17 protein-coding genes are annotated in these 21,885 nt (G+C 62.3%); 6 read left to right on the top strand and 11 right to left on the bottom strand.

What is annotated here, in order from left to right:
• The first annotated feature begins 4 nt into the window (after positions 1 to 4).
• The gene (gene acnB / locus PFEN_RS22870; RefSeq protein WP_191489065.1) at positions 5 to 2,605 is read left to right on the top strand and encodes a bifunctional aconitate hydratase 2/2-methylisocitrate dehydratase; all 2,601 of its coding nucleotides are present in this window, start codon (positions 5 to 7) and stop codon (positions 2,603 to 2,605) included.
• Between the two features lie 223 nt (positions 2,606 to 2,828).
• Here acnB and queF read toward each other — a convergent pair whose 3' ends face one another.
• Both queF and PFEN_RS22860 read right to left on the bottom strand, forming a co-directional pair.
• Complete coding sequence (gene queF, locus PFEN_RS22865) at positions 2,829 to 3,659, bottom strand: NADPH-dependent 7-cyano-7-deazaguanine reductase QueF (RefSeq protein ID WP_191488941.1); 831 nt, start codon at positions 3,657 to 3,659, stop codon at positions 2,829 to 2,831.
• A gap of 84 nt (positions 3,660 to 3,743) precedes the next feature.
• Entirely contained in the window at positions 3,744 to 4,274 is a 531-nt protein-coding gene (locus PFEN_RS22860; protein ID WP_191488940.1) for a plastocyanin/azurin family copper-binding protein, read from the bottom strand.
• A 156-nt stretch (positions 4,275 to 4,430) separates the two neighbouring features.
• Here PFEN_RS22860 and PFEN_RS22855 point away from each other — a divergent pair, with 156 nt between their 5' ends.
• Together PFEN_RS22855 and PFEN_RS22850 are read left to right on the top strand one after the other, a co-directional pair.
• Positions 4,431 to 5,111, top strand: coding sequence for a heavy metal response regulator transcription factor (locus PFEN_RS22855; protein WP_191488939.1), 681 nt, complete (start codon positions 4,431 to 4,433; stop codon positions 5,109 to 5,111).
• A complete protein-coding gene (locus PFEN_RS22850; RefSeq protein WP_191488938.1) occupies positions 5,111 to 6,472 on the top strand; it encodes a heavy metal sensor histidine kinase in 1,362 nt (453 codons plus the stop codon). Before PFEN_RS22855 ends, PFEN_RS22850 begins: the two co-directional genes overlap by 1 nt.
• A gap of 159 nt (positions 6,473 to 6,631) precedes the next feature.
• Here PFEN_RS22850 and PFEN_RS22845 read toward each other — a convergent pair whose 3' ends face one another.
• The 3 genes from PFEN_RS22845 to PFEN_RS22835 all read right to left on the bottom strand — a co-directional run bounded on the left by PFEN_RS22845 (position 6,632) and on the right by PFEN_RS22835 (position 9,887).
• Positions 6,632 to 7,876 carry a lipoprotein-releasing ABC transporter permease subunit gene (locus PFEN_RS22845; protein WP_191488937.1) on the bottom strand — a complete coding sequence of 415 codons (1,245 nt, stop codon included), beginning with the start codon at positions 7,874 to 7,876 and terminating at the stop codon, positions 6,632 to 6,634.
• Positions 7,877 to 7,945: 69 nt separating this feature from the next.
• Positions 7,946 to 8,629, bottom strand: coding sequence for a lipoprotein-releasing ABC transporter ATP-binding protein LolD (gene lolD / locus PFEN_RS22840; protein ID WP_191488936.1), 684 nt, complete (start codon positions 8,627 to 8,629; stop codon positions 7,946 to 7,948).
• A gap of 7 nt (positions 8,630 to 8,636) precedes the next feature.
• On the bottom strand, positions 8,637 to 9,887 hold the full coding sequence (locus tag PFEN_RS22835; protein WP_191488935.1) for a lipoprotein-releasing ABC transporter permease subunit: 1,251 nt from the start codon (positions 9,885 to 9,887) through the stop codon (positions 8,637 to 8,639).
• Between the two features lie 94 nt (positions 9,888 to 9,981).
• On the opposite strand from PFEN_RS22835, the gene PFEN_RS22830 reads away from it, so the two are divergent.
• Entirely contained in the window at positions 9,982 to 10,569 is a 588-nt protein-coding gene (locus PFEN_RS22830) for a PilZ domain-containing protein (protein ID WP_191488934.1), read from the top strand.
• Between the two features lie 65 nt (positions 10,570 to 10,634).
• Complete coding sequence (locus PFEN_RS22825; RefSeq protein WP_191488933.1) at positions 10,635 to 11,357, top strand: glycerophosphodiester phosphodiesterase; 723 nt, start codon at positions 10,635 to 10,637, stop codon at positions 11,355 to 11,357.
• Between the two features lie 42 nt (positions 11,358 to 11,399).
• Here PFEN_RS22825 and sthA read toward each other — a convergent pair whose 3' ends face one another.
• Together sthA and PFEN_RS22815 are read right to left on the bottom strand one after the other, a co-directional pair.
• A complete protein-coding gene (sthA, locus tag PFEN_RS22820; RefSeq protein WP_191488932.1) occupies positions 11,400 to 12,794 on the bottom strand; it encodes a Si-specific NAD(P)(+) transhydrogenase in 1,395 nt (464 codons plus the stop codon).
• Between the two features lie 160 nt (positions 12,795 to 12,954).
• Complete coding sequence (locus PFEN_RS22815; protein WP_191488931.1) at positions 12,955 to 13,998, bottom strand: FAD:protein FMN transferase; 1,044 nt, start codon at positions 13,996 to 13,998, stop codon at positions 12,955 to 12,957.
• A gap of 291 nt (positions 13,999 to 14,289) precedes the next feature.
• Between PFEN_RS22815 and PFEN_RS22810 the strand changes: the two genes are divergently transcribed.
• Positions 14,290 to 15,588, top strand: a complete 1,299-nt coding sequence (locus PFEN_RS22810) for an MFS transporter (protein ID WP_191488930.1) — start codon at positions 14,290 to 14,292, stop codon at positions 15,586 to 15,588.
• Between the two features lie 114 nt (positions 15,589 to 15,702).
• On the opposite strand, the gene PFEN_RS22805 is transcribed toward PFEN_RS22810, so the two are convergent.
• The 4 genes from PFEN_RS22805 to PFEN_RS22790 are packed head-to-tail and all read right to left on the bottom strand — an operon-like array spanning position 15,703 to position 21,771.
• Positions 15,703 to 17,115 (bottom strand): efflux transporter outer membrane subunit, encoded by a 1,413-nt coding sequence (locus PFEN_RS22805; RefSeq protein WP_224771051.1) that lies wholly within the window; start codon positions 17,113 to 17,115, stop codon positions 15,703 to 15,705.
• 42 nt (positions 17,116 to 17,157) lie between these two features.
• On the bottom strand, positions 17,158 to 19,305 hold the full coding sequence (locus PFEN_RS22800) for a glycosyltransferase family 2 protein (protein ID WP_191488928.1): 2,148 nt from the start codon (positions 19,303 to 19,305) through the stop codon (positions 17,158 to 17,160).
• Between the two features lies 1 nt (position 19,306).
• Complete coding sequence (locus tag PFEN_RS22795; protein ID WP_191488927.1) at positions 19,307 to 20,560, bottom strand: hypothetical protein; 1,254 nt, start codon at positions 20,558 to 20,560, stop codon at positions 19,307 to 19,309.
• Positions 20,557 to 21,771: a hypothetical protein gene (locus tag PFEN_RS22790; RefSeq protein ID WP_191488926.1), complete on the bottom strand. Its 1,215-nt coding sequence runs from the start codon at positions 21,769 to 21,771 to the stop codon at positions 20,557 to 20,559. The genes PFEN_RS22795 and PFEN_RS22790 overlap by 4 nt, the downstream gene beginning before the upstream one ends.
• Positions 21,772 to 21,885 lie beyond the last annotated feature (114 nt).

Genomic DNA, 21,885 nt, shown 5'->3' with positions numbered 1-21,885 from the left:
AACTGTGCTTGAAGCCTACCGCAAACATATCGAAGAGCGTGCAGCACTGGGTATCGTGCCCCAGCCGCTTAACGCCGAACAAACCGCAGGCCTGGTCGAGCTGCTGAAGAATCCCCCGGCTGGCGAAGAAGCTTTCCTCGTTGACTTGATCACCAACCGCGTTCCACCTGGAGTGGACGAAGCGGCCTACGTCAAGGCCGGTTTCCTTTCCGCCCTGGCCAAGGGTGAAGTCAAATCCCCCCTGATCGACAAGAAGCGCGCGGTAGAACTGCTCGGCACCATGCAGGGCGGCTACAACATCGTGACCCTGGTCGAACTGCTGGACAGCGCCGAGCTGGCAGCCGTTGCCGCCGCGCAACTCAAGCACACCCTGTTGATGTTCGATGCTTTCCACGACGTCGCGGAAAAAGCCAAGAGCGGCAACGTTCACGCCAAGGAAGTGATCCAGTCCTGGGCCGACGGCGAGTGGTTCAAGAACCGCCCGGTACTGGCCGACAAGATCAGCCTGCGGGTGTTCAAGGTCACTGGCGAAACCAACACCGACGACCTGTCCCCGGCCCCGGATGCCTGGTCGCGTCCTGATATCCCGCTGCACGCCCTGGCCATGCTGAAAATGGCCCGCGACGGCATCGTGCCTGACCAGCAAGGCGCCATCGGCCCGATGAAACAGATCGAGCAGATGCGCAACGACGGCTTCCCGATCGCCTATGTCGGCGACGTGGTCGGTACCGGTTCGTCGCGTAAATCGGCAACCAACTCGGTCCTGTGGTTCTTCGGCGACGACGTCCCTTACGTACCGAACAAGCGTGCCGGCGGCTTCTGCTTCGGCAGCAAGATTGCCCCGATCTTCTACAACACCATGGAAGATGCTGGCGCACTGCCGATCGAGTTCGACGTTTCCAACATGAACATGGGCGACGTGATCGACCTGTACCCGCATGCTGGCAAAGTCACCAAGCACAACAGCGATGAAGTCCTGGCCACCTTCGAAATGAAGACCCCGGTCCTGCTCGACGAAGTCCGTGCCGGCGGTCGTATCCCGCTGATCATCGGCCGCGGCCTGACCGAGAAGGCCCGTACCGAACTGGGCCTGCCACCTTCGAACCTGTTCAAGCTGCCGGAAGCTCCGGCCGAGAGCACCAAGGGTTACACCCTGGCGCAGAAAATGGTCGGCAAGGCCTGCGGCGTGAAAGGCGTTCGTCCTGGCACCTACTGCGAGCCGAAGATGACCACCGTCGGTTCCCAGGACACCACTGGCCCGATGACCCGCGACGAGTTGAAAGACCTGGCCTGCCTGGGCTTCTCCACCGACCTGGTCATGCAGTCGTTCTGCCACACCGCGGCTTATCCGAAGCCGATCGACGTCACCACGCACCACACCCTGCCCGACTTCATCATGACCCGTGGCGGTGTTTCCCTGCGTCCAGGCGACGGCATCATCCACAGCTGGCTGAACCGCATGCTGCTGCCGGACACTGTCGGCACCGGTGGTGACTCCCACACCCGTTTCCCGATCGGTATCTCGTTCCCGGCCGGTTCCGGCCTGGTGGCCTTCGCCGCCGCCACTGGCGTGATGCCACTGGACATGCCGGAATCGATCCTGGTGCGTTTCAAGGGCAAGCTGCAACCTGGCGTCACCCTGCGTGACCTGGTTCATGCCATCCCTTACTACGCCATCCAGAAAGGCCTGCTGACCGTCGAGAAGAAAGGCAAGAAAAACGCCTTCTCCGGCCGCATCCTGGAAATCGAAGGCCTGGAAACCCTGACCGTCGAACAGGCTTTCGAACTGTCCGACGCCTCGGCCGAACGTTCCGCCGCCGGTTGCACCATCAAACTGTCGAAAGAGTCGATCGCCGAATACCTGAAGTCGAACATCACCCTGCTGCGCTGGATGATCGGCGAAGGCTACGGCGATGCCCGCACCCTGGAGCGTCGTGCCCAGGCGATGGAAGCCTGGGTGGCCAACCCTGAGCTGCTGGAAGCCGACAAGGACGCCGAGTACGCCGAAGTCATCGAAATCGACCTGGCCGACGTCAAGGAGCCTGTACTCTGCGCACCGAACGACCCGGACGACGCCCGTCTGCTCTCCAGCGTTGCCGGCGAGAAGATCGACGAAGTGTTCATCGGCTCCTGCATGACCAACATCGGCCACTTCCGCGCCGCGGGCAAGTTGCTGGAGCAGGTCAAGGGTCAGCTGCCAACCCGTCTGTGGCTGTCGCCGCCGACCAAGATGGACGCTCACCAGCTGACCGAAGAAGGCTACTACGGCATCTACGGCAAGGCTGGCGCGCGCATGGAAATGCCGGGCTGCTCGCTGTGCATGGGTAACCAGGCACGGGTAGAACCGAACTCCACCGTGGTTTCGACTTCGACCCGTAACTTCCCGAACCGTCTGGGCGACGGCGCGAACGTCTACCTGGCTTCGGCCGAGCTGGCGTCCGTGGCTTCGATCCTGGGTCGCCTGCCGACCGTCGAGGAATACATGGAATACGCCGGCAAGATCGACAGCATGGCAGCGGACGTGTATCGCTACCTGAGCTTCGACCAGATCGCCGAGTTCCGTGAAGCCGCGGCGAACGCCAATATCCCGGTCGTTCAAGCCTAAGCTGTACGCGCAATAGAAAAAGCCCCGACTTGTCGGGGCTTTTTTATGCCTGCTGTCACCTCAGCGAGCCGCTCAATGTGGCGAGCGGGCTTGCCCGCGCTCGACTGCGCAGCAGTCGCAAAACCGGAATCCTTGATCTGCCTGACAAACCGAGCTTGCCGGTTTCAGGGCCGCTTCGCGACCCAGCGCGGGCAAGCCCGCTCACCACAAGTAAGAAGTACGCTTACTGGCGCACCAACCGCAGGTTCTGAAATGCGACCTTCTCAGTACTGCGATATGGATTGATGTCCAACCCGCCCCGCCGCACATAACGCGCATACACGGTCAACTTCTCCGGCTTCAGCAAGCGCTGCAGGTCAAGGAAGATCCGCTCCACGCATTGCTCGTGGAAGTCCGAGTGCTGACGAAAGCTCACCAGGTAAGCCAGCAGGCTCGCGTGATCCAGCGCCGCACCGCGATACTCCACGACCACACTGCCCCAGTCCGGCTGACTGGTCACTGGACAATTGGACTTGAGCAAATGGCTGTGCAACGCCTCCTCAACCACCCGCGACTCATCGCAACGCAGCAGTTCCGGACGTGGATGGGCATAGTCACTGACACTGATCTCCAGGTCGTCGATGCACACACCCGGCAAGGCGACCACTCCCTCGGCCTGCACCTCGCTCAATCGGCGAACCCGCACGCCCACCGGTTTTCCAGCGGCCGCCGACAGATCGGCACGCAGCACCGCTTCCAGGCTGGCGATATCGACGAACGGCGTCTGGTTCAGGGAATTGAGGTACAGCTTGAAGGATTTGGATTCGATGATATTCGGCGAATCCGCCGGGATGCTGAACTCGCCGATCGCCACCACCGGCTTGCCGGACGGCAACAGCCAGGACAACTCGAAGCAGTTCCAGAAATCCACGCCGACATACGGCAAGGTCTCGGCGCTCAGGCCCAGCTCGGCCCATTTGGTCGCCCGGGGAATCGGGAACAACAAAGATGGCGTGTAGGTGGCGATGTATTCACTGGACTTGCCCAGTGGCGAGTGTTCGGCGGCGGGATGCATGACAAAAACCTGACTGAATAAACGCCACCAGTCTATCGCAAATCACCCACGCGCACGAAAGCCCTCGACCCGGCTCTGGCCAATTCAGTCCTCGATCTTCAACGTCCCGACCATGCCCGCCTGGTAGTGCCCGGGAATATTGCAAGCAAACTGCAGGTTCTTGGCCTGGCTGAAGGTCCAGGTCAATTCAGCGGTCTTGCCCGGTTCCACCAGCACACTATTGGGATCGTCGTGCTTCATCTCATGCCCCATGGACGCATGGTCCATGCCGGCCATATTCATATCGGCCATCTTCATGCCAGTAGCCGTCAACTGGCCGCTCTGCTGCATCTTGAGCATCTCCTGTTGATGCTCGGCATGCGCCGCCGCGTGCCCCAGGTTGAATTCATGCAGCAAATGGCCTTTATTGATCAGCACGAAACGCACGGTTTCACCAGCCTTCACATCCAGCTCCTTGGTGCTGAAGGCAATGTCGCTCATGTTCACCTCAACCGTACGGGTAGCCTTGCTCGCCGGCGCCGGCTGGCCGAAGTCGTAGCCGCCCGCGGACGAGGCCCAGACAGGAAAACTCAGGACCAGCAAGCCGGCAAACAGCAGGCTGTTACGCAAAAACATAGTCACACTCCAACTTCGATGGGCTGCGGATTGTGTGAAACTGTAGCGTCCGGTCGCTGGCATTGAGCTGACCTGCAGATTACAACTTTGTCAGCTTGGCCCCCACCCATCGAGCGCGCGGTATAACACGCCGGTTCCATTTGCCATGAGTCGCCCATGAAACTGCTGATCGTCGAAGACCAACCGAAAACCGGCCAATACCTGCGCCAGGGCCTGAGCGAGGCCGGCTTCAACACCGAACTGGTAGCCGACGGCATCACCGGCCAGCACCTGGCCCTGACCGGCGACTACGCGCTGCTGATCCTCGATGTCATGCTGCCCGGTCGCGATGGCTGGCAGATACTGCAAGCGGTGCGCGGCGCCGGCCTGGACATTCCCGTGTTGTTCCTGACCGCCCGCGACGCCGTGGAAGACCGGGTCCATGGCCTGGAACTGGGCGCCGACGACTACCTGGTCAAGCCTTTCGCCTTTTCCGAGCTGCTGGCCCGGGTCCGCAGCCTGTTGCGCCGGGGCAGCGCGGCCAGCCAGGAAACCAGCCTGCAACTGGCCGACCTGCGTCTGGACCTGATTCGTCGTCGGGTCGAGCGGGCCGGACAGCGCATCGACCTGACCGCCAAGGAGTTCGCCCTGCTGGAAATGCTCCTGCGCCGCCAGGGCGAGGTCTTGCCCAAGTCCCTGATCGCGTCCCAGGTCTGGGACATGAATTTCGACAGCGATACCAACGTCATCGAAGTGGCAATCCGCCGCCTGCGCCTGAAAATCGACGATGGCCACCCCCACAAGCTGATCCACACCGTGCGCGGCATGGGTTATGTGCTCGAAGAGCGTAACGCCTGATGCGCCGCCTGTCCCTGGGCAGCCGCCTGGCCCTGCTGTTCGCCGCCTGCACCGCCGTGGTGTCGTTGACCGCGGGGGTACTGTTCAATCGCGCCAGCGAATCGCACTTCATCGAACTCGACCAGCAACTGCTCGACGCCCGCCTGGGAGCGCTGCGTAACAGCCTGGAGGGGGTCGAGAGCCGCGCGGACTTCCAACAGCGCAGTGCTCGACTGCAAGCCGAAATCAAGCTGAGCCCCGAGCTCGCCCTGCGTGTCAGTGGCGCCGATGGCCGACACTGGTTCAGCGCCCCGGGGGCGCTGCCCGACGACTTGCCGACGCAAGCCGGACTTACCAGCCTGCGGATCGGAGGCACTGCCTACCGGGTCTTCAATGCTTCGCTGAACCCGAGCAAGGCCGACTCGCCGCAACTGACCCTGATCCTCGACATCACCCACCACCAGCACTTCCTGCAACGCATGCAACACCTGATCTGGCTGACGGTCGGTCTTTCGGCCCTGGCCACCGCCCTGCTGGGTGCCTGGGCCGCGCGCAGCGGCCTGCGTCCCTTGCGGCGCATGAGCGAAATCGCCGCCGGTGTCTCGGCCAGTTCGCTGACCCAGCGCCTGCCCGAGGAACAGATGCCGCCGGAGCTGGCCGAACTGGCGCAGTCGTTCAATGCCATGCTCGCGCGCCTGGACGACTCCTTCCAGCGGCTCTCGGCCTTCTCCGCCGATATCGCCCATGAACTGCGTACACCGCTGTCGAACCTGCTGACCCATACCCAGGTCACCCTGACCCGGCCTCGGACCCTGGAGGACTACCGCGAAACCCTGCACAGCAACCTCGAGGAACTGCAATGGATGGCGCAACTGGTCAACGACATGCTGTACCTGGCCAAGGCCGACCATGGTCTGCTGACACCCCGCCGCGAAGCGCTTGAGCTGGCCGATGAAGTGGACGCCCTGCTGGATTTCTTCACGCCGCTGGCCGAAGAGAATCGAGTGCGACTCAAGCGCGAAGGCAAGGCGAGCCTGGCGGGTGATCGCGGCATGCTGCGTCGGGCGCTGTCCAACCTGCTGGACAATGCCTTGCGCTTCACGCCTGAAGACGGAGAGATAGCGGTAAAGCTGGAAAGCCTGCCGCGGGGCTTGCGGGTCAGCGTCGAGAATACCGGGGAAGGCATTGCGCCGGGCTTGTTGCCACAGCTGTTCAACCGTTTCTATCGGGCCGATCCGGCTCGCCGTGAAGGCAGCAGTGAACATGCGGGGTTGGGGCTGGCGATTACCCAGTCGATCGTTCGTGCCCATGGCGGGCGGATTCGTTGTGAATCAGAGAATGGTTGGACGCGGTTCGTGATTGACCTACCCACCTCTCACTGACACAACACCCTTTGTGGCGAGCGGGCTTGCCCGGGTTCGACTGCGAAGCAGTCGCAAACCCGGCTACCTCGGTCTACCTGATGCAGCGGATTCGCCGGTTTTGGGGCCGCTTCGCGGCCCAGCGCGGGCAAGCCCGCTCGCCACAGGCGCCATCCCGGATTACGAATAACGCAAGGCATGCGCCGGCTCGATCTTCGCCGCCCGATACGCCGGATACAGCGTCGCCAGGAAACTCAGGACAAACCCGGCCGAACAGATCAACAGCACATCCCCACCCTGCAACTGCGACGGCAGGTTACTGACGAAATACACGTCGGAACTGAAGATATGCTGCCCGCTGACCCGCTCGATCCAGCCCACTATCTGGCTGACATTCAACGCCGCGATCACCCCCAGCACACCACCGATCAGGGTCCCGACTATCCCGATCACCGTGCCCTGAACCATGAAGATCGCCATGATCTGCCGTGGCGTGGCACCAATGGTGCGCAGGATCGCGATGTCCGCGCCCTTGTCATTCACCACCATGATCAGGGTCGCGATGATGTTGAATGCCGCCACCGCGACGATCATCAGCAACAACAGGCCGATCATGGTCTTTTCCATCTTCATGGCACTGAACAGGCTGCCCTGGGTATGGGTCCAGTCATCGGCCTTGAAACCGCCGCCCAGGCCCGAAGCAATGTCCGTGGACACCTGCGGCGCCGCATACAGGTCCTTCACCGCCAGCCGCACGCTCTGCACCTGGTTCGGCTGCCAGTGCTGGATATCCGCCGCGTCGCTCATATGGATCAGCGCCATCGAGCCATCCAGCTCCGCGCCGACCTTGAACACCCCGACCACGTTCAGGCGCTGCATGCGCGGCGTGATCCCGCCCGGCTCGGAGCTGAGTTCCGGGACGATCAGGGTCAGCTTGTCGCCGACATTCACGCGAAAGCGCCGCGCGGTGATCTCACCGATCACCACCCCGAACTCACCCGGTTTCAGATCTTCCAGACGGCCCTGGACAATATGCTGGGCGACAATCGACACCTTGCCTTCCTGGGCCGGATCGACACCGCTGATCTGGATCGGCTGCATCGAGCCCTTGTAGGAAAGCATGCCGTCCATTTCGGTAAAGGGCACCGCCGCCGTCACTTCGGGGTTCTTCAGCGCCGCGGCGGCCACCGGTTGCCAGTCGTCGATGGGCTTGACCCCGACGATGGTGGCGTGGGGCACCATGCCGAGGATCCGCGAACTCATTTCCTTCTGGAAGCCGTTCATCACCGACAGCACCACGATCATCGCCAGCACGCCCAGGGCGAGGCCGATCATCGAGGTCATCGAGATAAAAGAGACAAAACGGTTGCGGCGCTTGGCGCGGGTATAGCGCGTGCCGATGAAAATCGATAACGGTCTGAACATTCGCTGGCCACCGTAGAAAAATAATCGACCCGACACCCGCGCAATTCAACGGGTGTGGGTCCTGGCGAATCAGATAGCGACGAGTTTTCCGTCTTCCAGGTGCAACACCCGGTCCATTTGCCGGGCCAGGTTCATGTCATGGGTCACCACCAGGAACGCGGTGCGCATCGAGGTGCTGAGCTCCAGCATCAGGTCCTGGATGCCCTGGGCGGTGTGGTGGTCGAGGTTGCCGGTGGGCTCGTCGAGCATCACCAACCCCGGTTTGTTCACCAGGGCCCGGGCAATCGCCACGCGCTGGCGTTCGCCACCGGACAGTTCCGCCGGCTTGTGCTCCAGGCGATGGCCGAGACCGACCCGCTCCAGCAACGCCGTGGCACGCTGACGCGCCTCGGGGATTGCGGTGCGTCCGATCAACAGCGGCATGCAGACATTCTCCAGCGCGGTGAACTCGGGCAGCAGGTGGTGGAACTGGTAGACAAACCCCAGCGAGCGGTTGCGCAGCAGGCCACGGGCTTTCTCGCCAAGCGCGGAAAGCTCCTCGCCGGCCAGCCAGACACTGCCCTGGGACGGTGTATCGAGGCCGCCGAGCAGATTGAGCAAGGTACTTTTGCCCGACCCCGAGCTGCCGACGATCGCCACCCGCTCACCGGCGTGCAGCTCCAGTTGCAGGCCCGCCAGAACTTCCACCGATTCCGGGCCTTCCTCGTAGGACTTGCCCAGGTTGCGGCAACTCAGCACTGCTTTATCACTCATGCCCAACTCACTCATAACGTAGCGCCTCCGCGGGCTGGGTGCGCGCGGCACGCCAGGCTGGATACAGGGTGGCGAGGAAACTCAGGACCAATGCCGCGCCGCAGACCATCAAGACATCCTCGGCCATCAGTTGGGACGGCAGGTAGTCGATGAAATACACGTCGGCATTGAGGAACTTGTGACCGATCAAGCGCTCGAGGGCGGCAATCGCGGCGCTGACATTCAGCGCGGCGAGGATCCCGACCACCGCGCCGATCAGCGTACCGATCACCCCGATCACGGTGCCCTGGACCATGAAGATCGCCATGATCTGTCCAGGCGTGGCGCCCAGGGTGCGCAAGATGGCGATATCGCCTTTCTTGTCGTTCACCACCATCACCAGGGTCGAGATGATGTTGAACGCCGCCACCGCCACGATCAGCAGCAACAGCAGACCGATCATGGCTTTTTCCATTTTGATCGCCTGGTACAGGTTGCCGTGGGTACGGGTCCAGTCACGGGCGTAGTAATGGCTTTCACCCAACTGCTGGGCGATTTCCCAGGCCGTGCGCGGAGCCTGGAACAGGTCGTCGAACTTCAGGCGCAGACCCTGGACCTGGTCCGGCTTCCAGCGATGCAGGCGCGCCAGGTCCTCGAGGTTGGTCAGGCCCAGGTAGCCGTCCAGCTCACCGGCGCCGACATGGAAGATGCCGACCACGGTAAAGCGCTTCATCCGCGGAAACATGCCCGCCGGGGTCACCGTGACTTCCGGGGCGACGAAAGTCAGCTTGTCGCCGAGCCCGACCCCCAGCTTGGTCGCGGCCTTGTCGCCGATCACCATGCCGAAGCTGCCAGGGGTCAGCGCATCGAGCTGGCCCTGCTGCATGAACCGGTCAATGATCGAAACCTTGCGCTCCTGCACCGGGTCGATGGCATTGAGGATCACCTTCTGCACCTGGCCGTTGTTGGTCAACAAGCCCTGCATCTGGGTGAACGGCGCGACCGCCTCGACTTTCGGGTTCTTGAGGACCTTGTCGGCCAGCGCCGGCCAGTGACTGATCGGCTCGCCGGACTCGATGGTCGCGTGGGGCACCATGCCCAGCACGCGGGTGCGCATCTCATGATCGAAGCCGTTCATCACCGAGAGCACCACGATCATCACGACCACGCCAAGGGCCAGTCCGATCATCGAAGTCAGGGAAATGAAAGACACAAAATGATTGCGACGCTTTGCACGGGTATAACGCGTGCCGATAAATACGAAGAGTGGTCTGAACATGTCGGGGCTTGTTCGGAGGAAAAGAAGACGTCCTTGTGGCGAGGTAGGGTCAGCAGCTTTACACTCAGACCATCACCTCTGCCCTGGGTTCGCCATGTCGACATTAGATGAAGAAGATCGCCGCGAATACTACCGTATCGAGGACACGATCGCACTGGAAATAAGCCCCCTGTCCGCCCCCGACGCGGCGAGCAAGGAAGTGTTGCAGGATGCTTCGCCGCTCTTCAACCTGCTGAGCGAACTGCACCTGAGCGAATTCGAGTCGCAGCACCTGCTGCGCCAGGTCAGCGAGCGTGATCGAACCCTGACCGCCTTCCTCAAGGCCCAGAACAAGCGCATCGACCTGCTGAGCCAGGTGATGGCCTATTCGGCGCTGGGCGAGTTCGGCGAACTGCAGCGGGTGATCCTTTCCGAAGGCGGCCTGGAGTTCGAGCACCATATGGCCTATGCCATCGGCAGCCACCTGGCGGTCAAGATGGTCCTGATGCCCCAGGCACACGGGTTACTGCTGCGGGCCAAGGTGACCCACTGCGCGCCCCGCAGCTTCGGCACCTTCGACATCGGCACCGAATTCGAAGCCTTGACCGATGCCCAACGCCAGTTGCTGGCGCGTTATATCTTGCAGAAACAGGCGCAACAACGACGCCTGGCCCGGGAGCAGGACAACCCCGAGGCCCGTTGATGCTTGCGGCTGCGATCAGCCTACCGTCTTGACCCTATAACCGCATTTTCCCTGAAGGAGCAGTCGTGACTCTGATTTATGGCCATCGTGGCGCCAAAGGTGAAGCACCGGAAAACACCCTGACCAGTTTCCAGGAATGCCTCAAGCACGGCGTACGCCGGTGCGAACTGGACCTGCACCTGTCCATGGACGGCGAGTTGATGGTCATCCACGACCCGACGCTCAAACGCACCACCGACCGCCGCGGCAAGGTGGTCGAACATAGCGCCGCCGAGCTGGTGACCTATGACGCGCGCAAGGGCGGTCCGGGCTGGATCAAGCCCTGCCCGATTCCACGCCTGGAAGAGCTGTTCGAACAGTGCGATTTCGAGCACTGGCAACTGGAAGTCAAGAGCGCCTCGCGCACCCGGGCCGCGACCACCGTGCTGGCAATCCGCGAAATGGCCCAGCGTTTCGGCCTGCTCGACAAGGTCACCGTCACCTCCAGCTCCCGGGAAGTGCTCAAGGCCGCCCTGGAGCTGACCCCGGACCTGTCACGCGGCCTGGTAGCCGAATACGCCTGGCTCGACCCGTTGAAGGTCGCCCAGAGTTATGGCTGCGAGATCCTGGCGTTGAACTGGACACTCTGCACCCCGGAACGCCTGATCAAGGCCCAGCGTCAGGGTCTGCATGTGTCGGTGTGGACGGTCAACGAGCCGGCGCTGATGCGCCGCCTCGCTGACTTCGGCGTCGATAGCCTGATTACAGACTTTCCCGGTTTGGCCAAGGCCACACTCGGGAATGGCTGAAATCGGTCTCCCCGGCCGGCTCAGGCCACCGGCCGGAGTCGCTCAAAAAAGCCGGTTGAGGCCATCGTAAGCCGCTACCCGATAGGCTTCGGCCATGGTCGGGTAGTTGAACGTGGTGTTGACGAAGTACTTCAGGGTATTTTGCTCGCCCGGCTGGTTCATGATCGCCTGGCCGATGTGCACGATCTCCGATGCCTGGTAGCCGAAGCAATGCACCCCCAGGACCTGCAAGGTCTCGCGGTGGAACAGGATCTTCAGCATGCCCTGCGGTTCGCCGGCGATCTGCGCCCGGGCCATGCCCTTGAAGAAGGCCTTGCCCACTTCGTACGGCACCTTGGCCTGGGTCAGTTCCTGCTCGTTCTTGCCGATCGAGCTGATCTCCGGAATGGTGTAGATGCCGGTCGGCACGTCATTGACGAAGCGCCAGCTACCATTGTCGACAATGCTGCCCGCCGCCGAACGACCCTGGTCGTGGGCGGCACTGGCCAGGCTCGGCCAGCCGATCACATCGCCGGCGCCGTAGATGTTCGGCACGCAGGTGCGATAGTTCTCGTCCACCTCGATCTGGCCGCGGCTGTTGACCTTGACCCCGATGTTTTCCATGCCCAGCTTGTCGGTGTTGCCGGTACGGCCGTTGCACCAGAGCATGGCATCGGCCTTGATCTTCTTGCCAGACTTGAGGTGCAGGATCACCCCGTTATCCAGGCCTTCGATCCGATCGTATTCTTCATTGTGGCGTACGGTGATGTTGTTGTTGCTGAAGTGGTAGCTCAGGGCCTGGGAAATTTCCGAGTCCAGGAAGCTCAGCAACTGGCCGCGGTTATCCACCAGCTCCACCAGCACCCCCAGGCCGCTGAAGATCGATGCGTATTCGCAGCCGATCACCCCGGCACCGTAGATGATCAGCTTGCGCGGCGTGTGGCCGAGGCTGAGGATGGTGTCGCTGTCGTAGACCCGTGGATGGTGAAAGTCGATGTCGGCCGGGCGGTACGGACGCGAGCCGGTGGCAATGATGATGTGCTTGGCCACCAGCTTCTCGACCACGCCGTTGGCGCAAACCACTTCGATGGTCTGCTCGTCGGCGAAGCTGCCGGTACCGAAGAACAAATCGACCCGGTTGCGAGCGTAGTAGCCGGTGCGCGAGGCAACCTGCTTGGAGATGACCTTCTCGGCGCTTTTCAGCACGTCCGGAAAGGAAAACCAGCGCGGCTCGCCAATGGCCCGGAACATCGGATTGGTGTTGAACTGCATGATCTGCCGGACCGAGTGACGCAAGGCCTTGGACGGGATGGTGCCCAGGTGCGTGCAGTTACCGCCGACCTGGCGACGGCTGTCGACCATTGCCACCTTGCGCCCAGCTTTCGCGGCGTTCATTGCCGCCCCTTCACCCGCCGGGCCGGAACCCAACACCACTACGTCGTAGTTGTAGACAGCCATGCGTACTCCTCAGAACGGGCCGAGGCACCCCTCTGGCACCTGCGGCTAAATCATGTCGCGGCCAGCGACATGAAGGATCAAATCTCGGTGTGCAGTCTATAGAAGCATCAACGCCGCGCACATTAACCCTTGGTCGCGTCGTAGGCCAGCTTTGCCTGCACTACATGTTATGCCCGTCACCCTTGACCAGGCGCTCGAACGCCTGGTTGGTCCGTGTGACGAAACCTGTATCGGCACGCATCACAAAAAGTGCGGCGATCGCGTGTTTTTCCGCATAATCCCAGCCGCGCTCGGGGCCCAGTATCAGCAACAGGGTCGACAGACCGTCGGCCATCAGCGTCGAAGGATCGATCACCGTGACCGACGCCAGGTTATGGGTAATGGGCGCCCCGGTCAGGGCGTCGAAGGTATGGGAATAGCGCTTGCCGTCCTGCTCGAAATAATTACGGTAATCGCCCGACGTGGAAACGCCATAGCCGTCCAGGGCGACGATCCGCTGCGCCACCTGCTCGTCGCCCCGCGGCACCTCCAGCGCGATCCGCCAGGGTTGGCCATCGGGCTTCTTGCCCAGCGCCTTCAGTTCGCCGGTGGCTTCGGCGAGGAAACTGTCGAGCCCCATCGCCTTCAGCCGTTCGACGATACGGTCCACCGTATAACCCGCCGCGATGCTGTTGAAGTCCACCTCCACGGCGGCATCCTTGCACAGTTTTTCGCCGTCGATACGCAGATGGCGGTAGCCGACGCGCTGGCGCACCTCGGCCAATTGCGCCGCGTCCGGCACCTTTTCCTGCCGCCCCTGCGGACCAAAACCCCAGAGGTTCATCAAGGGCTCGACCGTCAGGTCGTAGGCACCGTCGCTGTCCGTTGACAGCTGTTCGCCAACACGCACCAGTTCCAGGATCGAAGCCGGCATGACCTGGCAACCTTGGGCTGGCAGCTCGTTGAAACGTTCGATATCCGAGTCGGCGCGATAGGTCGACATCTGCCGGTCCACCGCTGCCAGGATCGCCTCGACCTCGGGCTTGACCTCGGCGACCGCCGGCCCGCCGGGGTGCCGAACATACTGGATGGAATAGGTGCTGCCCATGGTCGGGCCACCGAACTGTTCCAGCGAGTCAGCATTACCGCAACCGGCGAGCAGGACAAAGGCGCCACTCAACAGCAGGGCTCGTAGCAAAGGCGCGATGGCCTGTGGATTTGACATGGTTTCCAGGAAGACTCTTCTCGAGGTTGGCCATTATGCGCCAGACAAGCGCCTGCTTATTGCCAATCTTCTGTTCGCGGCACTGGATCGACCCTTCCGAACGCCTACCGGAAGGTGTCTAGATCAAGGGTTGTGCCATTTAGCCAGCAAGCCAGGTTTTTTTGTTGCCTGGCGCCCCTATTACACATATCGTTACAAAACTGTTCTGCCAGCGTGCGTATGCCTGAAAGGTTCAGTGAGGACGAGCAGAGACGACGGATTGCTTATAAGACAGATAAAGTGAGTGAAAAAATGGCCTCAAATACAGGCAAGGGCAAGGCGATCTTTCGCGTTGTCAGCGGCAACTTCCTCGAGATGTTCGACTTCATGGTTTATGGCTTCTATGCCACGGCCATTGCCAAGACCTTCTTTCCCAACGACAGCGCCTTCGCGTCCCTGATGCTCTCGCTGGCGACCTTTGGCGCCGGCTTCCTGATGCGTCCACTGGGGGCGATTTTTCTCGGTGCCTACATCGACCGTCACGGCCGTCGCCAGGGCCTGATCATCACCCTGGCCCTGATGGCCGCGGGCACGGTACTGATCGCCTGTGTGCCGGGCTATTCGACCCTGGGCGTCGCCGCACCGCTGCTGGTGTTGCTTGGCCGGCTGCTGCAAGGCTTCTCCGCCGGCGTCGAACTGGGCGGTGTCTCGGTCTACCTGGCCGAGATCTCGACCCCGGGCCGCAAAGGCTTTTTCGTTAGCTGGCAGTCCGCCAGCCAGCAGGCCGCGGTGGTGTTCGCCGGCCTCCTGGGCGTGGGCCTCAACCACTGGCTGAGCCCTGAGCAAATGGGTGATTGGGGCTGGCGCGTACCGTTCCTGGTCGGCTGCATGATCGTTCCGGCGATTTTCATCATCCGTCGCTCGCTGGAAGAAACCCCGGAGTTCCAGGCCCGCAAACATCGTCCGAGCTTGTCGGAAGTGATGCGCTCGATCGGCCAGAATTTCGGCCTGGTGCTGGCGGGCATGGCCCTGGTGATCATGACCACCGTGTCCTTCTACCTGATCACCGCCTACACCCCGACCTTCGGCAAGGCCGAACTGCACCTGTCGGACTTCGATGCCCTGCTGGTGACCGTGTGCGTCGGCCTGTCGAACTTCTTCTGGCTGCCGGTCATGGGTGCGCTGTCCGACAAGATCGGGCGTAAACCGCTGCTGCTGGCGGCAACCATCCTGGCGATCCTCACCGCGTATCCAGTGCTGTCCTGGCTGGTGTCGGCCCCGAGCTTCAGTCACCTGCTGATTGCCTTGCTGTGGCTGTCGTTCCTCTATGGCTCCTACAACGGCGCCATGGTGGTGGCCCTGACCGAGATCATGCCGGTCGATGTGCGGACCACCGGTTTCTCCCTGGCCTACAGCCTGGCGACAGCGACCTTCGGCGGCTTTACCCCGGCGGTCTGCACCTACCTGATCCACGTGCTGGACAACAAGGCGGCACCGGGCATCTGGCTCAGCGCCGCGGCAGTACTGGGCTTGATCGCGACCCTGGTGTTGTTCCGTGGCAACAAGCACGAACTGCGCACCGCACAGATGGCAGTGTCCAGCCGCGGCTGAGCAGACGCCTTCGCCAGCCAGCCGGCGCCTGCACGGGCGCTGGCTGTTCACACCGCGCGCGGCATGGACGCGACGCGCGGTTTGCCAAGTCAGACCCGGGCTTGCCCGTCGTCATCAGCGCTTATCGGCGACCTTCAACGACTGGCTCCACCCCCCTCCCAGGGCCTTGTACAGGTTCACCTGATTGATCTCCCGCGCCAGTTCCAGTTGCGACCATTTCTGCTGCGCCTCGAACAGCGAACGATGGGCATCCATCGTCGAGAAATAGCTGTCCATGCCCGCCTCGAAACGCAAGCGCGACTGTCGATAGGCCTCCTGGTAATCCTCCACCAGACGCTTCTGCGCCGCGACCTGGACGAGCATCTCCTGACGGGCATTGAGCGCATCGGCCGCCTCGCGAAAGGCATTCTGCACCGTCGCCTCATAGGCCGCGGTCCGGCCATCGAATCGCGCATGCGCCGCATCCACCCGAGCCCGTCGGGCACCACCGTCGATCAGCGTCAGGGAACCGCTCAGGGCGGTCGACCAGAACTGCGCCGGGGCGCTGAGCAAGCGGGAAAAATCGCCACTCAAGCTGCCCAGCGCCGAAGTCAGGGAAAAGCTCGGGAAGTAGGCGCTGCGCGCCGCGCCAATGTCCGCATTGGCCGCACGCAGCAAAGCTTCGGCCGCCATGATGTCGGGGCGCCGCTCCATCAGTGACGAAGGCAGCCCGGCCGGTACATCGGCGGTGGCCAGGGACTCGCCCAACACCCCGCTGGGCAGCAGGGCGGCGGGCACCGGCTGCCCCACCAGGACCCGCAAGGCGTTCATGTTCTGCGCCACTTGCATGCGATAGGTGTTGATCTGCACCGCCGCGGTATTGGTTTGCGCATCGGCCTGATGCACATCGATCTGCGCGCTGGAACCCAGGTTGTAGCTCTTGCGCAGTAACTGCCCGTAGTTGTTCTGGGCCTCGTAGGTGGTCTGAGCCAGATCCAGCAGGTTCTGATTGGCCTTGAGGCTCAACCAGGTGCTCGCGACCTCCCCGATCAGCGCCAGCCGAGCCGTCTGATAATCCGCCTCGGAGGCTTCGAAACGAGCGCCGGCAGCGCTTCTCTGGCTACGTATGCGTCCGAACAGATCCAGCTCGTAGGAGGTAAAGCCGGCCGTCGCCTGGAAGGTGTTGGCGATGCTGCCCGCACTGTCCCCGCCTCCCGGCGTGCGCACCAGCGGCGGCAACTTGCTGCGCCCGGCGTAGGTATCGATGCCGATCGAGGGAAACAACGCCGACTGCGCACTGGCATAGCCGGCCCGGGCCTCTTCCACGCTGGCGGCGAACTGACGCAGGCCGCGATTGTTGTCCAACGCCAGCTCGATCAGCGAACGCAGCCGCTGATCGACGATAAACCCATGCCAGTCGTGATCGAACGCCTCCCTGGCCGAACAGCAGGAGCCTGCCGAGCTGGCCGGCCATTGCTTGTCGATCGGCGCATCGGGTTTTTCGTAGGCCGGTTCCAGCGAACAAGCGCTGAGCAAAAACAGGGACATCAGACAAGTCGAAGGTAGGCAACGGTTCATGATCCACCTCTATCAACGCAAACCCAACAAGGCTCGCAAGGGTGAAACCAGGGCATCCCACAGGCCACCACGGGCCCCGGCCACCCGTGACAGGGACGGTTCAGGCAAACGCACGGCAGCCGGTCGATAACGCGCCAGCGCTTCATATGACGGCACCCTGGATGGCCGCGAGAACGACGGCCGTGAACGTCGCTCACCCAACAGCGAACGGCGCAACAAGGTGCCAAAGGCCATGGCCGGCGCCGCCTGGCTGGCCACGTTGACGCTGGCGTCACTGAACAGCCGGGCAATAAGACGCTGGCGCAGCCCTTCATCAAGGTCGACAAAACGCAACCCCAGGCGATCGTCCCCCTGGTTGCGCATGACCTCGACGCCCAGCCATCCGAGCGAGCGGATCCACAATTGCCCACGGACACCCGGCTTGATCGAGGCGGCCAAGCTGCAAGACAAGGACGCCCCGCTGACTGAAACATCCACCAGACGCGCCGCAAAGGTTTTCGTCCCCAGGCGCAAGCCCGTGGCTTCATCGAAGGGAAAGCGTTCCTCGCCATGCAACCGCGGTCGGTCAACGCAGGCTACCAGCGTTGCCAGGTTGTAGATCAGCGCGACCACGGTCCAGCACAGGTTGAACAACATGTTGCCGTCGAAGGCCGCAGCCGTGGCAATGGCGGTGAACGCACCCACCTGGGAGAACAGGATCAAGGCCAGAAAGAACCCGAACAGCTTCCAGTGGATCAACGTGCGGGTGCGGTCGAGGCCCTTGGCGGTCACCTTGAAAGGACGGCCGAACGGACGAATCATTGCACTGGCAATCGTCGCGGTGACCGCCAGGGACGCGACGATCTGCGTGACTTCGGTGAACACCGGCAAGGTTCGCCGTGCCGTGACCCAGGTGCCATACCCCCAGAAGGCGATCAGTGCCGGCATGCCAAAGGCCAGGAAATCCACGGGTTTGGCATAGAACCCGGCAATGCCGAAGTACCAGTAGAGCACCGGTGACACCAGCAGCATCAGGATGAAAGGCTTGGAGAACCAGTGCATCAGACCGTGCAGATAATGCATGCGGTCATTGAGACGGTAGCCACCGCCGCGCAGCGGCCCCTCCTTCAACAGCGCGACCTGAATGGTTCCCAAGCACCAGCGCGCGCGTTGGTTGATGTATTCGGTCAAGCCCTCGGCCGATAAGCCGATGGACAGCCGCTCATTGAGCCAGCGGGTCACATAGCCTTGTTGCAGCAGCCGGCAGGTGGTGTAGATGTCCTCGCAGACCGAACCGGTGGGGAACCCACCGATACGGGTAATCAGGTCGCGCCGCACCACAAAGGAGGTACCCACGCAAAACGCCGCGTCCCAGCCGTCCTTGGCCGGCTGGAAGACATCGAAGAAAACTCGTTGCTCGTCCACCCAGCAGTCGGACGAGCCAAGGTTGTGCTGGATCGGATCCGGGTTGTAGTAGAACTGCGGGGTCTGCACCAGGCCCACCCGTGGGTCGTCGAACAACCCCAGGATGCGCATCAGGATCGGTCGCTGGGCGGCGAAGTCGGCGTCCAGCACCAGGATGTACGGCGCATTGCTGCTGGCTGCCGACTGGCGCAGCCCATTGTTCAGATTACCGGCCTTGGCGTGGGTATTGTCCGCACGCCTGGCGTATTGCACGCCGGCCTCGGCGCAATAGTCGCGCAACCAGTCGCGCCGGGTATCGTCCAGCACCCAGACAGTGAAGTTGGGGTAATCGATGGCCTGGGCGGCAATAATGGTTTTCTCCAGGATCTCCAGGCCTTCGTTGTAGGTGGCGATAAACACATCCACTGCCGGCACGGCGCGCCCGGCCGCTCGCAAGCGGCGCTCGCCGGCATCGGCACTGGCGCGGTGATCGCTGCGACAGAGCATGACGATAATGGAGAACAGCGTATAACCAATGGCCATCATCTCGAAAAACAAAAAGGCATAGGCCCATACCGCGGCAAATCCACTCTGGCTGTCGGGCAAGGTGTCGCGGATGCGCCAGGCGGCGTAATTGATCAGCAGCACGGCGGTGATCGCACCAAAGCCGGCTCGGGCACCCCATTGCTCACGCCGGGTCAGGCAACTGAAGAGAATGACCAGCGCCAGGGTCCAGAAATTGATTTGCACAAGCTGCAACGCGTCCAGTGCCTGCATATCAGTCAGCCTCCTGAGAGCCGGTAAAGGGGTTGACGCCGGTGGCCGCGATAGCGGCCCATGCCGTGGCGCCCAGATGAGGCAGGTGGTAGTAGAAGAAATCGTTGTTCGGCGAGTCCGGGCCGATGGCCAGGCCGGTGCTGATTTGCGCCTGCGGCGTCGCCAGCAGCCAACCGTGACCGGCCTGCAGCGCCAGCAGTACCGCCCACAAAGGTCGGGCCCTGTCGGGCAAACCACTCAGGCGCGCGACTGCCGCGGCCTGGGCGGTGCCCTCGGTCCAGACCCCGTCGGGGTTGCGGTTGAAGCCGTAGCCGTCGGCAAAACGGTGGCTTTGGTCAATAAAAGCAAACACCCGACGCCAGTCCGGCGGTGGCTCGGGGACCGCCAGCAACGGCCAGAGCTGCGCATCCAGCCCTGAGCGCAGGCGATCCGAGGTTTGGCCGTCTTCTCCCGTGCCAATCAGGAAACGCCCTTCCCACTCATCCCACTGACTCTGCACGAAGCGCCGGGCAACCTGCGCCTGGAGCCGAGCATCCGCGTCCGTCGACAGCTGGTCGAGCGCGGTCCAGGCGGCCACCAGGTCGACATTATGCTCGGTGGACTTCCAGCCTTGCCGGACCTGCCGATTCAGGTAGCCATAGACGCCACCGCTGAAACCCGCAGGTGCCTGATTGTCGTAAGTGTTCTGCTGGACCCAGCGCAGCACCCGGCGGGCCGCATCAAGGTAGGACGGCTCGGCGGTCTGGCGGAAAGCCTCCAGCAGCGCGAGCGCCCCCCAGGCCTGATTGCCGGTGGCACTGCCGACCTGATAGGCATCCTGGCTCCAGGCGTTGCGCTCAGTGCTCCAATACCCTGACAAGCCCATGACCCGGCCCTTGACCGGACCGGCCGCATAGGCATTGCGCAAGCGCCCGTCGCCGTACTCGGGATCATGTTCCACTGCGAATACCAGGGCATCGGCCAGCCTGCGGGCCGACTGCGCCTTGCCGCAGGCAAACAAGGCGATGCTGGCCAGGGCGTTGTCATAAGTGAAGGCCACCCCGCGCAGGGCCAGTATCGCCGGTGGCTGTCCGTCCAGCGCCGGATAGCTGGTCAGCAGCACCGGATCGGAACCAGGATAGGCCCGTGTCGCCTGCTCCAGTGCGGCACAAGTGGCCGTCGCCAGTTGCATGCGCGGTGACACCGCCCAGGCCACCTGCCCGGATCCCAGCAACAACCCGCCAAGCATCCAGGCCACGACGCGCCAGCGGCTCATTTGCCGGCGACCTCGGCGGAGGCCCAGAGCCCGGGCTTGCACACCATGCTGCGTTGTTTGTCACTGAGATTCGCGGCAAAGGTAGCGACCACATACACCGAGTTCTGCTCGGCATAGGGGAACGGCACGCTGTAAGTCCCCGGTTGCAGGTCCGATGAATGGGACAACAGTTGCACGACCTTGGCACTCAGTGGCTCATCCAGGCCACGGATGTTCACCGTCAACACCGTGTCGCGATCAATCTTGCTCGCTACCCGCTCGGGAAATACCGCGATGACATAGCTTTCCCCGCAATTGGTGGCGCGCACCAGGGTCGAACCGGCGCGCACCAGCGTGCCTTGGGGGGCCACCACCTCCTGGACCGTCCCGGCGGAATAGGCCACCACGTCATAGCCGGACATCAATTTGATCCGGCTGTTTTCCGCCTCGATCAGCGCATCGAGCTTTTGCAGTTCCTGTTCTATTGTCGAGCGATTGTGCTCCTGGTTGTCCAGGCTCAGCTTCAAGGTGACCAAATGTGAGTTGAGATCGAACATGCGCAACTGGTCGGGATCCAGGTAGACCTGCTGATTGGCCGCGCTCAAATCGCCATTGCTGATGCCCAATTGCGACCTGACTGTCTCCGCGGCCCCCTGCAACGAGGCCAACTGGGATTTCGACGACTCGACCAACGCACCACTGATCGCGCCCTGGCGGAACAACTCCAGATTGCGCTCCACGGTTTCCTCAGCCTCCTTCAAGCGCGCGCTGGCGGCGAAACTTTCGGCGCGCAGGGCTTTCTGGCCATATAACTGACGGGTATGGAAAGCCGTCTGGTATTGCTGGCTGATTTTCTCCAGTGCCTGGTAGTACTGCTGGTCGTGTTCGAACTGACTGAGGGAAGACGACAACTCCTGCTCCAGGCTCAAGCGCCGGGTTTGCAAGGTCAGCAAGGTGTCTTGATTGGCCCGGGGATTTTCCACCACGGCAAGCTTCTCGCCCTGGACAAAGGCGGTTCCCGACTTGATGTCGAGGGAACTCACGACACCATCGATGGGTGTGGTCAGCAAAATCACCGGAGCATTGAGAATGGCTCGAGTAGCCGAAGTCGATAGCAACGGCATGAACAAGGTCGACAACAACAGCCACAGGATAAAGAGCAGGATGCCCACCCCCGCCAGACGGGGTAACAGGGACAATGGAAAGTGCCTTGTGCGCTCTTCTTCGGTCATGTCAGGCTCTCCCGATAGGACATGAAGACATTCATTCTCAACAAGCAGCCAATAGCCGCACGTTATCGTGAAAGGCATAAAGCAGGTGTTACCAGCAAAGATGTCCCTACATCA

The organism is Pseudomonas sp. FEN (genome assembly GCF_904067045.1).
Taxonomy (GTDB): Bacteria; Pseudomonadota; Gammaproteobacteria; order Pseudomonadales; family Pseudomonadaceae; genus Aquipseudomonas.
Note: the sequence above shows the minus strand (reverse complement) of the source record. Positions and strands in the feature narration are given on the sequence as shown.